Below are 13,139 nucleotides of genomic sequence, written 5' to 3' on the forward strand. Positions count from 1 at the left end.
CCATGTCTTCAAGACCCTATCTACTCGCCCTGCTCGGCCCGCTCGCTTGCGGCGCCGGGCAGGAGCCCGTCGAACCAGCCGCCACACCGCGCCAGCCGCCGCCCGCGGCCAAGCAGGCCGACGCCAAGCCAGCCGACGCCAAACCACTCGACGCCAAGACGCCCGACGCCCAGTCGACCGCCGCCGCCGCGAGCGCCTATCAGTGCGCCGTCCCGCTGCAGCTGAACGGCACCGTCCCGCCGGACATCTACCCCCACAACGACGACCGCGACGCCAACTGCTTCGGCTGGCAGGAGTTCATCGCCCTCAACTGGCCGACCACGGCCGGCGCCGGCTTCGGCGATCCGGGCGACACTGGCGCGGTCGCCTGGCAGGGCTACATGAGCAGCCAACAGCTGTTCCAGCCCGACGGCAGCCCGCCGCCGCCGTGGGGCACCCCGCCGACGATCAGCCCCGACTGCCTGGCCGAGGCGGGCCTCACCGCCGCCGCCGCGCGCGGCACCATCCCGCTGAACCTCTCGACCAAATTCTCGAGCGAGTTCGAGTCCGGCGACGGTCAGCAGGCGGCCCCGCGCAACGCCCCCGCGTGGCTCGGCGACGTGCGCGGCAACAACGTCTGGTACGAGGTCCGCGTCGCCGAGGACGAATACGACACGATCGTCCAGAATCAATACTACAACCGCGAGGGCCAGGCCGCCTATTATCAGAAGAACCCGGGCACCGCCCTGGCCCTGCCGATGGGCGCCTTCCAGCCCTCGTCCGTCGGCGCGCTCGAGCTCAAGGCCGCCTGGATGGAGGTCCCGAACCCGAGCGACGCCCAGTGGAACCGCTACAAGCTGTCCCAGGCGGTCGTCGTCGACCCGGCCACCCAGAAGTGTCAGGCGCTGACCGTCGCGCTGGTCGGCCTGCACATCATTCACAAGACCCAGGCCCAGCCGACCTGGGTGTGGGCCACCTTCGAGCACGTCGACAACGCCCCCGACGCCGCCGACGTCGCCGGCGCCGCCAGCAAGTCGTGGAACTTCTACGACAAGAGCTGCCAGCCGCGCACCGTCCAGGTCCCGACCGCCTGTCAATACAAGGGCCAGGCCACCGTCACCGTCGGCTGCGACGCCAACCAACCACCGCTGTACTGGATCGGCGACGGCTGCCCGGCGCCGACCCCGATCCAGGTGACCCGCCTGGCCGCGATCGACAGCGACGCCCAGACCGTCAACCAGACCGCGTGGACGACCATTCGCGCAACCTACCCCGATTCGGTGTGGCTCAACTACCAGGTCGTCGCCGTGCAGTGGAGCACCAACCCGCCGCAGCAGTCGGGCCAGCCGGCCAGCGTGCCGCAGATCTTCAACAGCCCGTCGCCCGACTCGAACCTCGCAAACACCGTGCTCGAGACCTACGATCAGCGCAGCAAGTGCATCGACTGCCATCAATACGCCACCATCTCGGGCAGCACCAGCTTGCCGTCGGACTTCAGCTTCGCGCTGCAGGACGCGCGGCCCGTCACCGCCGGCAAGCCCAAGCCGCTCAAGACGGCCGCCGTGCAGGCCGGCTATCGGCCCACCCGCCGCATCATCGAGTGAGCCATCCCGCGCTGGCGGACTCGACCGTGGCGAACCAGGAATGACGCGATCCGGGCCCGCGCGGGTCCGGATCGCGCTCGCGGTCGTCGACGCCAGTGCCCGTTCGCACGGCGTGGGCGCCTCGAAGCCCGACCGCGGCCCGCCCGCCCGAGATACCCTCCGGGCGCATGCCGTTTCGCAGCCTCGATGGTGACTCTGGCTTCGTGGTGCCCGCCGACCCGCTGGCGCGCTTCGACGAGCTGTTGACGGCGCTCGACGCCGGCCGCGGGTGGATGCAGGACAAGGCGGCGATCCGCCTGGCGGCGATCACCCTGCTCGTGACCTCGGGCGACGCCGGGAGGCTCGCCGCTTCCACCCGCACGGCCAGCGCGGTGCTCGGCGAGCGGCTCGGTTGGGCCTCCGGGGTCGACGAGTCGGTCCGGCTGGTGATCGCGGCCCAGCTGGTCAAGGCCGACGAATCCCCCGACGAGTTCGTCGACGATCTCGAGCGCGTGCGCGGGATGTTCCGCGCCGACGGGCTGCGCCGCGGCGGCGTCTACGAGGTCCTCGCGGTGCTGATCTTGCGCCGCCTGTTCGGCACGATCGAGCCGGCGCACGTCGAGCGCTTGCACGCCATCTACGACGCGATGAAGGCCCACCACTGGTGGCTGACCGGACCCGACGATTTCCCCGCCTGTGCCATGCTGGTCGCCCGCCCGGGGGAGCCCGCGGCGATCGGCGCCGGCACCGACGCGATCTACGCGGCCCTCCATCAGCAGGCCGGCCTGTCGCGCGGCGACCCGCTGCAGACCGCGGCCAACATCCTGTACCTCGCCGGCGTCGAGGCGCCGCTGATCGTCGAGCGCTTCAGCGGGCTGCTCGCGGCGTTCCGCGCCGCCGGGGCGAAGATCAAGACGGGCGAATACGACGAGGTCGCGATCCTCAGCTTCGTCGCCCAGCCGGCCGCCAACATCGTCGCCACGGTCCGGGAGCTCCAGGCCGGCCTGCGCGCCCGCCTCAAGTGGCTGAGCGAGGGCGACGCCCTCAGCCTCGGCGCCGGCCTGGCGTTCGTCCGCCTCGTCGGCGCCTCGGGCGAGCTCGGCGCGCTGGCCGACGCCAAGTTGCTGCTCGACATGCAGACGCTGGTCACGGCCCGCCAGGCCGCCTCGACCGCAGCGTTGAGCGCCTCCACCGTCAACTGAGACGCGCGAGCTCCCCATGTCCCCACGCCTTCGCCGGTCGCTGCTCGCCGCTGCCGGCACGTTCGCCGGCTTCACGCTCGCGTGGATCGCCGTCGGCCTCGGCAACAGCGGCGACGCCTTCCCGCAGGGCGCCGCGCGCCAGCTGCTGCCGCTCTTGCTGGTCGGCCCGGGCCTCGGAGCGTTCGCCGGGCTCCGCGCGAGCTCCCGCCTCGCCGTGATCACCCTCCTCGCGCTCACCCTGCTCTCGGCCTCGTTCTGGCTGCTCGTGCCCGACGGCTGGTGGGCGGTCGGCGCCCCGCCCATGCCAGGCCCGCGCTGACCGCAAATCCGCAGGCCCGTCGACACATGTCTTTGAAGACATGTGCCATGATTCCTCGCTAGTCGCCGCGCGGCGCCGTCCCGGGCGCGCTCCGCATGCCCCCAAGGACATGCCCGAATCGACATGTCCCATGAGACACCATCACCCCCGCGAGCCCTGCCTGGGCCCGCTCGCTCGCCCCTCCCTGCGATCTCCCCCGGGCGCCGCGGGCCGGTCGCCCTGAAACGTGATCGATGCCCCCCGGCGCCGGCTCGCGCCGCCTCCGCCCGGCTCGCGCCTCGCCGGGCCAATCACCGGTGCACCGCCGAAGCACCGCCGCGCCCGCGACGCCGGCCCTGCGCACGCGCCCCCCGCATCGCCCCTCCGTGCCTGCTGCCGCCTCACCGTGACGGGAGGCCAGGCGGCAGCGCGAGGCTCGCCTCGACGGGCCAGGCCGCTCCTGGCATAGTCCCCGGCGCGTCATGGCTCCTCCTTTCGATCTCCTCGTTCGCGGCGGGACATGCGCGCTCCACGGTCACATCACCGTCTGCGACCTCGGGATCACCGGCGGGCGGATCGCCGCGGTCGGCGACCTCGCCGGCGCCGAGGCCGAGCGCGAGCTCGACGCCCGCCACCTCCACGTCCTGCCCGGCGTGCTCGACACCGGCGGTTACCTGCGTGACGAGGGCGGCAGCGCTCAGCTCCTCGCCGGCGTCACCGCCGTGTTCGACGCCCACCCGCACCCCACCACCGCTGCTGGCCTCGAGGACAAGCTCTCGCGCGCGCGCGGCCGCGCCCACTGCGACTACGCCTTCTTCATCGCCGCCGCCACCGACCACGTCGACGACCTCGACCGGCTCGAGCGGCTGCCTGGCTGCAGCGGCGTCGTCCTCTCGCTCGGCAGCGACGACGAGCCGCTGCACCGGGCCCTGTTCTGCGGCCAGCGGCGCGTCACCGTCTCGTGCGAGCCTGACCCGCACCCCGAGCCCGTGGCCGCCGGCGCTGCCGTCGACCTCTACCGCGACGAGGGCGACGCCACGCGCGCGCTCCAGCGCTTCCTCAACATGGCCAAACGGGCGGGTCGGCGCGTCCACGCCTCCAACGTCGACGGCCCCGAGGCCCTGGCCCTGCTGACCCAGCACCGCGACCTCGCCACCCTCGGCTCCGCCGCCGCCGACCTCGGGCCGGCCTCTCCGGGCGCCGACGCGCTGTGGCGGGCCGTCGCCGGCGGCCTCGTCGACGCGCTCGGCTCCGGCCCCGAGGGCGCCCAGCTCGGCCCGCTCCTGCCGACCATGCTCGCCCACCTCCACGCCGGTCGGCTCGGCCTCCCGCAGCTGGTCGAGCTGCTGTCCTCCGGGCCGGCGCGGATCTACAACGTCGCTCGCAAGGGCCGGCTCGCCCTCGGTTACGACGCCGACCTCGTGCTCGTCGACCTCGACGCCGAGCACACCCACGCCGGCGTGCGCTACCACGGCTGGCCGGTCGCCACCGTGCTGCGCGGCGAGCTCGTCGCCCGCGACGGCCGCCTCGTCGCCGGCCCGAGCGGCGTCCCCGTGCGCTTCTCCGACACCCTGCGCATGGTCGTCCTCTGAGCTGTCCCGAGGGACAGCTTGCCGCGTCGCCCCGCCTCGCGCGCCCCGGCCCGACCGCGACATGTCCCGAAAGACAGCCTGCCCCGCAGCCCCCGCGCGGCGGCGCGCCGGGCCCGTCGGCCGGGCCCACGCGCGCCGCCGCTCACCGCCGGGATTGGCGCGACATGTCCCGAAGTACAGGTCATGCCGATCGTCGGCCGGCCTGTCTGCAAAGACAGCATCGGTAAAACCTCCCGAGGACGTCGCCACGCGCACGCTCCGCGAGGGCCGGGCCGCGCGCCCGCGAGCCCGCGGGTGCGAGGGTTTGCTGTAGAGTCCGACCGATATGGCGACACGGCGACGGACACTGGTGGGGATGTGGAGCATCGTGGCGGCGACGGCCGCCGGCTGCAGCGACGACGGCACGGCCTCGACGGCCGACACGACCGGAGGGGTCCTGCCGACCGCCTCGTCGACCGACGGCGCGACCGACGGCACCGCCGGGACCACGGCCACGCCGCCGACCGGCACCACCGAGAACGGCAGCGACAGCGAGAACGCGACCGAGTCGACCGTCACGCCGACCAGCACGACCGACGGCACCACCGAGCCGGTCGTCACCAGCACCACCGTCGACACCGAGACCACCGACGGCTGTGACTGTCCGGCCAACTTCAAGTGCAAGTACGACACCTGCATCCCCGACCTCGGCACCTGCACCACCCACGACGACTGCCCGGGTGACTCCTACTGCGACCCCGACGGCGAGTGCATCCCGTACGGCGTCCCCGAGGGCACGATCAACGACCCCGAGTGTCAGAAGGACGACATCCCCGAGGGCATCACCCCGGTGGTGCAGTGCGAGTGGAGCGCGGTCAAGGATCCGGCCAACGACCCGACCAAGAACTCGACGTACATCTACACCACGCCGATGGTCGCCGACCTCAACCTCGACAACGACCCCGGCAAGCTGCAGCCCTCGATCATCGTCAACACCTTCGCCAGCATCGGCAACATGGGCCGGATCGGCACCCTGCGGATCTTCGACGGCCGCACCTGCGAGCTGCAGCTGCAGGCCGGCGGCGCCGACGAGCCCGACGACTCCAACCGCCCCGGTTATTCGGCGCACTGGGCCATCGGCGACCTCGACGGCGACGTCCCGCAGGGCGGCCGGCCCGAGCTGGTCGGCTACCACCGCGTCACCAGCAACAACGACAACGGCCCGCTCAACCTCTACGCCTTCCGCATCGTCGACGACGGCGACACGCCCAAGCTCGAGCGCATGTGGTACGGCCGCAATTGCGAGACCGACACCCTGCTCACCTTCTCGAGCGCCGGCGCCACCAACGGCCCGAGCCTCCACGACCTCGACGGCGACGAGTTCCCCGAGATCGTCGTCGGCGACCAGGTGTTCGACCGCGACGGCTGCCTGCTCACCACCTGGACCGCCAGCGGCGCCAACCACATGCCGGTGATCGCCGACGTCGACCTCGACGGCCAGATGGACTTCGTCAACCACCGCCGCGTCGCCGGCTGGGACCCGGGCACCGGCGAGTGGGTCGACAAGCCGTGGTTCATGCCGGCCAACCAGCCGGGCGGCTACATCGCCGTCGCCAACGCCGGCCTCTACTCGGTCGTCGACGGCGTCGACTTCGAGCTGGCCCCCGAGGTCGTCGTGCTCAGCGTCAGCAACAGCATCGGCCGCCTGCGGATCCAGAGCCTCACCGGCGAGACCAAATGGGGCCCGATCCAGCTGTACGCCAAGCCCAACGAGACCATCGGCCAGGGCGGCCCGGTCACCGTCAGCGACTTCGACGGCGACGGCCAGGTCGAGTTCGCCACCGCCGCGGCCACCTACTACGCCGTCTACGACCCCGACTGCGTCGCCGCGCTGAACGGCGGCAGCCCGACCGAGCGCCCCGGCGGCAAGTGCGAGCGCTCGCCCGCGCAGCAGGCCAAGAACCTGCCTGACGGCGTGCTGTGGGTCCAGCCCTCGCAGGACCTGTCGTCGAACATCACCGGCTCCTCGATCTTCGACTTCAACGGCGACGGCGCGGCCGAGGCCGTCTACCGCGACGAGTGCTACCTGCGCGTCTACGACGGCAAGAGCGGCGAGGTCCTGTTCAGCGCCCCCGCCTCCTCCGGCACCGGCAACGAGTACCCCGTGATCGCCGACGTCGACGGCGACTTCGCCACCGAGATCGTCGTCCCGCGCACCAGCTTCAACAGCTGCCCGGCGATGGACCCGCTCTACCCGATGGCCCCCAAGTTCGTGTCGCGCCCCGGCTTCGTCGTCTACCGCGACCCGCTCGACCGCTGGGCCAACTCGCGGCCGATCTGGAATCAGTACCAGTACTCGATCACCCATATCACCGACGACGCCCGCGTCCCGTCGGCCGACACGTTCGTCAACAACTGGGAGACCCCCGGTCTCAACAACTTCCGCCAGAACGACCAGGGCTCGACCGGCAAGCTCAACATCGCCGACCTCACCGTCGAGCTGACCGACCTCGGCACCCTGTGCCAGAACCAGGGCGGTACCATCGACCTCCAGGCCGAGGTGTGCAACCGCGGCACCAACCCGGTCCAGGACGGCGTGGTCGTCCAGTTCCTCGAGACCACCGACCCCGCCCAGCCGGTCGACCAGGCCGCCGTCGTCTGCGAGGCCGTCACCACCAAGCTGCTCGCCCCCGGCGAGTGCGAGACCGTCACCTGCACCGCCGACCTCCAGGGCGGCGGCACCGTCTACGTCGACGTCGACCCCGAGGACAAGATCGCCGACTGCCACCCCGGCAACAACCTCGGCGCCGACGCCCTCGACATCTGCCCGGGCTGATCGCCCCCGCGCCGCCTCACCTGTCCTCGAGGCCATGTCGCTGCCGCGCAGCGCCATGGCCCCGGGGACATGTCCATTCGGACATCCTCGACATCTGCCCTGACAGCCCCTCCGGCGGTCCACCAGGTCCGCGCCAGGTCATGGACCTGTCCCGAGGGACATCCCTGCCCCTGGCGCCCGCGCCGTCGACCGGCTTAAAATTATCGACATGCAGGGCAAGCCGATCGCCGTCGAGGGCATCCGCTCGGTCCGCGCCGCCCGCGGGACCTGGAGCGGCGTCGAGGCCGCCTCACTGCATTGGTACTCCTACGGCGGCCGGCGGTCGACCATCGACCTCTCCGGCCCGCGCCACCGCCTCGCCATCCTCCTGCAGCAGGTCGGGGGCTTCTGCGAGGCGCGCAGCAGCCCTGGCAAGCCCGGCCTCACCCGCAACCCGGGCGCGCGCTTCGCCTCGTCCCACCCCGGCGGCGCGCCGCTGTGGGGCTATAGCGAAAGCATCGAATACACCCACGAGCTGGCGCTGACGTTCGACCCGCGCGAGCTGTCGACCCGCCTCGGCGAGCCGCTGCGCGACGACGACCTGGCGCCGCGACCATGGCTGACCAACCCGCGGATCTTCACGCTCGCGGAGCTGCTCGCGACCGAGGTCGGCGGCGACGGCGAGCTCGGCCAGCTCTACGGCGAGAGCCTCGTGCTCGCGCTCGTCGTCGAGTACCTGCGGACCGTGCGCGCGCACGGCCCCGCCGCGCGCAAGGGCGGCCTCACGCCGAGGCAGCTGCGCGACGTGTGCGCGTACATGCACGAGCACCTGTCGGCCCCGGTCGGCCTGCGCGAGCTGGCCGACCTCAGCGGCATGTCGCAGGCCCATTTCAGCCGCGCCTTCAAGGCCTCCACCGGCGTCCCACCCTACCGCTGGCAGCTGGCCGCGCGGGTCGAGAAGGCCCAGCAGCTGCTGCTCCGGCCGGGCAGCTCGCTCGCCGACATCGCCTTGCAGCTCGGCTTCGGCGACCAGTCGCACCTCACCCGCGTATTCCGCCGCGTCGTCGGCACCACTCCGAGCGCGTGGCGCCACACCCACGGCCGTCCCGAACGCCAGGCGACCACCGCCGAAGAAGTGGCCGCGACCCGACGACGCGAACCCTGAATGCATGCAGGCTCGCGTCGCCGCACGTCGACGCTGCGAGGCGCTCTCGCCACGCGATGCCGCCGCGAGGCGACGCTCAGCTACCGCGACCGGCGCGCAGCAGCTGCATCTCCCACGCGAACGCCACCCCGGTCCCGCCCGCGTGCGCCATCATCGCCTCGCTCATGTCCGCCACCGTCGCCTCGCGGGCCCAGTCGCGCTGCAGCTCCGAGCCGAACACCATCCAGGTGATCGGAACAGCCCCGGCCTGGACCATCCGCCGCACCGCCATGTCGTGCGCCTCCGCCGACACCCCGCCGGACGCGTCCGTCACGATATAGACCTCGAAGCCCTCGCCGAGCGCCTGGATCGTCGGCATAGCCAGGCAGATCTCGGTCCACAGCGCCGCCAGCACCAGCTTCTTGCGGCCCGTCGCCTTCACCGCGTCCACCACCTTCTTGTCCTCCCACGTGTTGATGAGCGTGCGGTCGATCGGCTTCTGCTCCGGGAACACGTCTTGCAGCCCCTTGATCAGGTAGCCGCCGCGCTCTTCCAGCACCGTCGTCAGGATCGTCGGCACCTTGAACGCTTTGGCCGTCTTCGCCAGGCCGATCACGTTGTTGACGATCATCGTCGGATCATGGCTGTGAAGATTGGCGAACTGGAACGGCTGATGATCGATCAGCACCAGCACGCAATTGTCGGGGGTGAGCAGCGCGTCGAGACCGGTCTTGTTGTTGGACATGGGAAATCTCCTGCGAGCCCGCGCGGGCGCCGGCTCGTTCGCCGCGGAACCTAGCGGGGCCCGGGGCCGCAGCGCTTGGACGATCGTGCCGGCTTGGAAGATCCCTGCCGTCGATATGCCTGCCCCCCCGCCGCGGGCCCGCGCCGAGGCACCGCGCGCCCGCGACACAACTATCAATACATGTCCTTTTGGCCATATGATGAATAGCTCCGAGCCTGTCCCGAGAACATCTGCGCCAAGCCCGAAGCCTCTGTCCCGAAATTCACCCGCACCCGCGCGAAAACGAGCGCACAGCCCCACGTGGCTCCGGCGTGACCGCTGAAGTATCCTCGAGCGCGCATGCGGCTCCTCGGCGCCTCGGTGGTCCTTTTCACCGCCTGCTTGCCGGTCGAGCCCGGGTACCTGATCACTGCCCCCAGCTTCCGCGGCGTCCGCCTCGAGGTCGTCGAGCCGGGCGGCTACGCCTCGCTGCTGAACGCCCCGCCCGGTCGCCCGCGGGCCACCTTTTTGCCGCTCGACACCATCGAGCTCACCGCGCATTTCGCCGCTCCGTCCGGCGTAGCGATCCAGCCGCCGATCTGGCTGTACTGCGGCGTCGAGTGCTCCGTCGCGGGCCCGCTGGTCGAGCTCGTCGGCGACGTGGCCGCCTGTCCCACGCCCCTGCCGCTCAACCTGATCGACCCGTGTCGCCTCGACGAGGCGATGCAGATCCGCGTCAGCATCGCCGGCGCCTTCACCTTCGCCCGCGCCGAGCTCCGGCTCCTGCTCGTCGCCAGCCGCGACCCCGACCTCACCCCCGCCACGTGCCTCGAACGCCTGACGCGACGGCCGCACACCGACCTCGAACCGTGCATTGTCGCCCATTGGGGGCTCAGGCCCGGCCCGCGGTGGGCCTTGCTCCCGTTCGCCCCGGACACCGCCGCCATCCCCCGCGAGATCCTCGAGCAGGAGGTCGACACCAACCCCGACATCGTCGGCTTCCGGGTCACGCGCCAGCGCGGCGCCGATCGCCGTGAGCAGCTCGTCGATCCGGGTGCGCGGATCGGGGTGCGTCGCGGCGAGCGCATCACCGTCGAGCCTCTCTTTACCGCGGAGTCCGCCCAGCAGTACTGGCTCACGTACAATGACGAGGAGGGCAAGCCCTACTCGGGCGAGCTCCGCGACTATCAAGAGGAGCTGACGATCCGCCCCTGGTTCGACGCCCCCGTCCTCGGCCTCGACTGGGAGACCTACGACGATTGGCGCGAACCTCCCCTCACCTGGATCGTCCCCGACAACGTCGAGCCCACCCGCCTCTTCCTCGACGTGATGGACGATCGCGCCGGCCGGGCCTCTGCCGAGCTCCTGTTCGTCGCCGACGACGCCCCATGATTGCCCTCGGCCTTTACGCCGTGCTCGCGGCCGCCGACCCGGCCCCCGTCGAACGCCCCGCGCGCGACCGCGTCCAGGGCCTGCTGCGCAGCGCCGGCGAGCGCCAGCCCGTCGCTGGCGCCCGGGTCTTCGCCACCGCCCGGCGCGGCCCCGCGTGGAAGCGCGAGGCCGTGTCCGACCGCGACGGCGTGTTCGTGCTCGCCGATCTGCCCAGCCGCGATTTTGTCCTCACCGTCGTCGCCGCCGGCCACCAGCGATTCGAGCAACCGACCACCGCCCCTTATTGGTCGCGCCGCAAGCCGCCGACGATCTACCTCCAACCCCAGGGCGCCGGCGGCTATCGCACGATCGTCGAACAGCAGCGCACCACCCGGCCGAGCACTGTCAGCACCAGGCTGCAACCCGAGGAGATCGCCAACCTCCCCGGCAGCCAGGGCGACCCGCTGCGCGCCTTGCAAAACCTGCCCGGCGTCGCGCGGATCCCCGGCGGCCTCGGCCTCATCGTCCTGCGCGGCGCGGCCCCCAATCAATCGCAGGTGTTCTTCGGCGAGCACCCGCTGCCGCGCGCCTTCCACGTGCCCGGCCTCGCCAGCGTCGTCCAGACCGGCGTCCTGCAGGGCCTCGAATACGTGCCCGGCAACTTCTCCGCCCATTACGGCAACGCCGTCGGCGGCGTCGTCCACCTCACCCCGCGGGTCGGCCGGCGCGACGGCCTGCACGGCCACGCCAAGCTCGACATCACCTCGGTCGGCGCCCTGCTCGAGGGCCCGTTCGGCAAGGGCGGCTCGTTCCTCCTCGCGGCCCAGCGCGGCTACCTCGACCTCGCCCTCAAGGCCCTGCCTGACGACGTGCTCAATGGTGACGCCCTGCAGCCGCGCTACCACGATTATCAATTCATCTTCGACCACCCCGTCGGCCGCGGCGGCACCCTCACCGTGCGCCTGATCGGCGCCTCCGACGACCTGCGGATCGTCTCCGGCGGCCTCCCCAACTTCCGCCTGCGCACCGCCTTCGACCGCGTCGACCTCGCCTACCGCAAGCGTCACGGCCGCTGGGACTTCCTGCTCGCCCCCGCGGTCCGCTTCGACCGCTCGGATTTCTCGGCCCGCGTCTTCACGCGTCGCAACAACGTCGTCGGCCTCCTGCGCGCCGAGGCCAGCGTGCGCCCGCTGCGGCCGCTGCAGCTCACTCTCGGCTTCGACACCCAGCTCGACCGCTACAAGACCCGTCAGGTCACGGCTCCCCCTCAGCTCCCCGAGGAGGACGTGACCGCCCGCGGCCTGCTCACCACCTCGGGCCTCTACCTCTCCTCGCAGCTCGACCTCGGCCGCTACGCCGTCGTCGCCGGCGTCCGCGTCAACGCCTTCACCGCCGCCGAAAACGCCCTGTTCACCGCCGACCCACGCCTCCTGCTGCGCTACAGCCCGCACGAGCGGGTCCGCTTCCAGCTCGGCGCCGGCATGTACTCGCAGCCGAGCCTGCGCAGATCCCTGCGAACGGCCGGCTTCACCTACGAGACCATGGAGGGCGGCCCGGCGCACACCTTCGGCAACGTCATCCTCCCCGGCGCCGCCCGCTTCCTCGACCCCCAGCTCGAGTTTCAGCCCGGCCGCCGCGTCGGCGCCAGCCAGGCCACGCAGTACAGCGCCAACCTCCACGTCGACCTCACCGCCGCGCTCGACCTCGACGCCACGATCTTCTACCGCCGCGTCCGCGACCACCTCCCGCCCGACCCCGACGACCCGGAGCTGCCCGACACCGCCTCGTCGACCCACGGCGTCGAGCTCATGCTGCGCCACGACCTCACCGCGCGCCTGTTCGGGTGGATCGCCTACACCTGGATGCGCTCCGACGCCCACCGCCTGTTCCCCGACGGCACCATCGCCCGCGCCCCCGCCGACTTCGACCAGCGCCACAACCTCGTCATGCTGGTCGGCTACAAGCTCCCGCGCCGCTGGTCGATCGCCGCCCGCTTCCGCCTCGTCACCGGCCTGCCCTTCACGCCCTACGTCGGCGGCCTCAACCACCAGGGCGAGGACACCTACCCGATCGCCGGCCCGCCCAACAGCGGCCGCATGCCGGTGTTCCACCAGCTCGACCTCCGCCTCGACCGCACCTGGATCTTGCACCGCTGCATCGTCGGCGCCTACCTCGACGTGCAGAACGTATACAACCGCCCGAACGCCGAGGGCCTCATGTATTCGCACGACTACGCCAGCACCCGCGCCGTCGTCGGCGTCCCGATCTTGCCGGTGCTCGGCGTGAAGGTCAGCTACTGATCTTCATTGCCATCCCTCTACGATTCGCAGGACTGCTCGAGCGCAAGCACGGCCGTCGGCCTGCCGGCCTTGCCCGTCCTCGCATCGAGATCTATTCGAGACATGTCTCGAAAGACATGTCATGCTCCTCGCCTTGCGCGGTCCCCCGCGCG

The 13,139-nt window shown here is 71.6% G+C and carries 9 protein-coding genes; 8 read left to right on the plus strand and 1 reads right to left on the minus strand.

Annotated elements, in window-relative coordinates:
* Positions 1-2: 2 nt before the first annotated feature.
* From POL25_RS33110 to POL25_RS33135, 6 genes are all read left to right on the plus strand, one after another.
* A complete protein-coding gene (locus POL25_RS33110; RefSeq protein ID WP_272090303.1) occupies positions 3-1,583 on the plus strand; it encodes a cytochrome c family protein in 1,581 nt (526 codons plus the stop codon).
* Between the two features lie 167 nt (positions 1,584-1,750).
* Complete coding sequence (locus tag POL25_RS33115; protein WP_272090304.1) at positions 1,751-2,764, plus strand: DUF4003 family protein; 1,014 nt, start codon at positions 1,751-1,753, stop codon at positions 2,762-2,764.
* A 16-nt stretch (positions 2,765-2,780) separates the two neighbouring features.
* Positions 2,781-3,083, plus strand: a complete 303-nt coding sequence (locus POL25_RS33120; RefSeq protein WP_272090305.1) for a hypothetical protein — start codon at positions 2,781-2,783, stop codon at positions 3,081-3,083.
* Positions 3,084-3,544: 461 nt separating this feature from the next.
* Positions 3,545-4,654, plus strand: a complete 1,110-nt coding sequence (locus POL25_RS33125; RefSeq protein WP_272090306.1) for an amidohydrolase family protein — start codon at positions 3,545-3,547, stop codon at positions 4,652-4,654.
* A gap of 355 nt (positions 4,655-5,009) precedes the next feature.
* The gene (locus POL25_RS33130; protein WP_272090307.1) at positions 5,010-7,469 is read left to right on the plus strand and encodes an FG-GAP repeat domain-containing protein; all 2,460 of its coding nucleotides are present in this window, start codon (positions 5,010-5,012) and stop codon (positions 7,467-7,469) included.
* Between the two features lie 208 nt (positions 7,470-7,677).
* Positions 7,678-8,613 carry a helix-turn-helix domain-containing protein gene (locus tag POL25_RS33135; protein ID WP_272090308.1) on the plus strand — a complete coding sequence of 312 codons (936 nt, stop codon included), beginning with the start codon at positions 7,678-7,680 and terminating at the stop codon, positions 8,611-8,613.
* A 76-nt stretch (positions 8,614-8,689) separates the two neighbouring features.
* Here the strand turns inward: POL25_RS33135 and POL25_RS33140 are convergent, their stop codons facing one another.
* Positions 8,690-9,337 (minus strand): hydrolase, encoded by a 648-nt coding sequence (locus POL25_RS33140; RefSeq protein WP_272090309.1) that lies wholly within the window; start codon positions 9,335-9,337, stop codon positions 8,690-8,692.
* 339 nt (positions 9,338-9,676) lie between these two features.
* Here POL25_RS33140 and POL25_RS33145 point away from each other — a divergent pair, with 339 nt between their 5' ends.
* Positions 9,677-10,708 (plus strand): hypothetical protein, encoded by a 1,032-nt coding sequence (locus POL25_RS33145; protein ID WP_272090310.1) that lies wholly within the window; start codon positions 9,677-9,679, stop codon positions 10,706-10,708.
* Positions 10,705-12,987, plus strand: a complete 2,283-nt coding sequence (locus POL25_RS33150) for a TonB-dependent receptor (RefSeq protein ID WP_272090311.1) — start codon at positions 10,705-10,707, stop codon at positions 12,985-12,987. Before POL25_RS33145 ends, POL25_RS33150 begins: the two co-directional genes overlap by 4 nt.
* Positions 12,988-13,139: the final 152 nt, after the last annotated feature.

Origin of the sequence: Nannocystis bainbridge, assembly GCF_028368995.1 — a bacterium.
GTDB classification, from domain to species: Bacteria; Myxococcota_A; Polyangia; order Nannocystales; family Nannocystaceae; genus Nannocystis; species Nannocystis bainbridge.

What these genes read in the sequence shown, in the direction of transcription:
- POL25_RS33120 (WP_272090305.1), top strand. Translation starts at nt 2,781, where the DNA reads ATGTCCCCACGCCTTCGCCGGTCGCTGCTCGCCGCTGCCGGCACGTTC.
- POL25_RS33145 (WP_272090310.1), top strand. Translation starts at nt 9,677, where the DNA reads ATGCGGCTCCTCGGCGCCTCGGTGGTCCTTTTCACCGCCTGCTTGCCG.
- POL25_RS33115 (WP_272090304.1), top strand. Translation starts at nt 1,751, where the DNA reads ATGCCGTTTCGCAGCCTCGATGGTGACTCTGGCTTCGTGGTGCCCGCC.
- POL25_RS33140 (WP_272090309.1), bottom strand. Translation starts at nt 9,337, where the DNA reads ATGTCCAACAACAAGACCGGTCTCGACGCGCTGCTCACCCCCGACAAT.
- POL25_RS33130 (WP_272090307.1), top strand. Translation starts at nt 5,010, where the DNA reads ATGTGGAGCATCGTGGCGGCGACGGCCGCCGGCTGCAGCGACGACGGC.
- POL25_RS33150 (WP_272090311.1), top strand. Translation starts at nt 10,705, where the DNA reads ATGATTGCCCTCGGCCTTTACGCCGTGCTCGCGGCCGCCGACCCGGCC.
- POL25_RS33110 (WP_272090303.1), top strand. Translation starts at nt 3, where the DNA reads ATGTCTTCAAGACCCTATCTACTCGCCCTGCTCGGCCCGCTCGCTTGC.
- POL25_RS33125 (WP_272090306.1), top strand. Translation starts at nt 3,545, where the DNA reads ATGGCTCCTCCTTTCGATCTCCTCGTTCGCGGCGGGACATGCGCGCTC.
- POL25_RS33135 (WP_272090308.1), top strand. Translation starts at nt 7,678, where the DNA reads ATGCAGGGCAAGCCGATCGCCGTCGAGGGCATCCGCTCGGTCCGCGCC.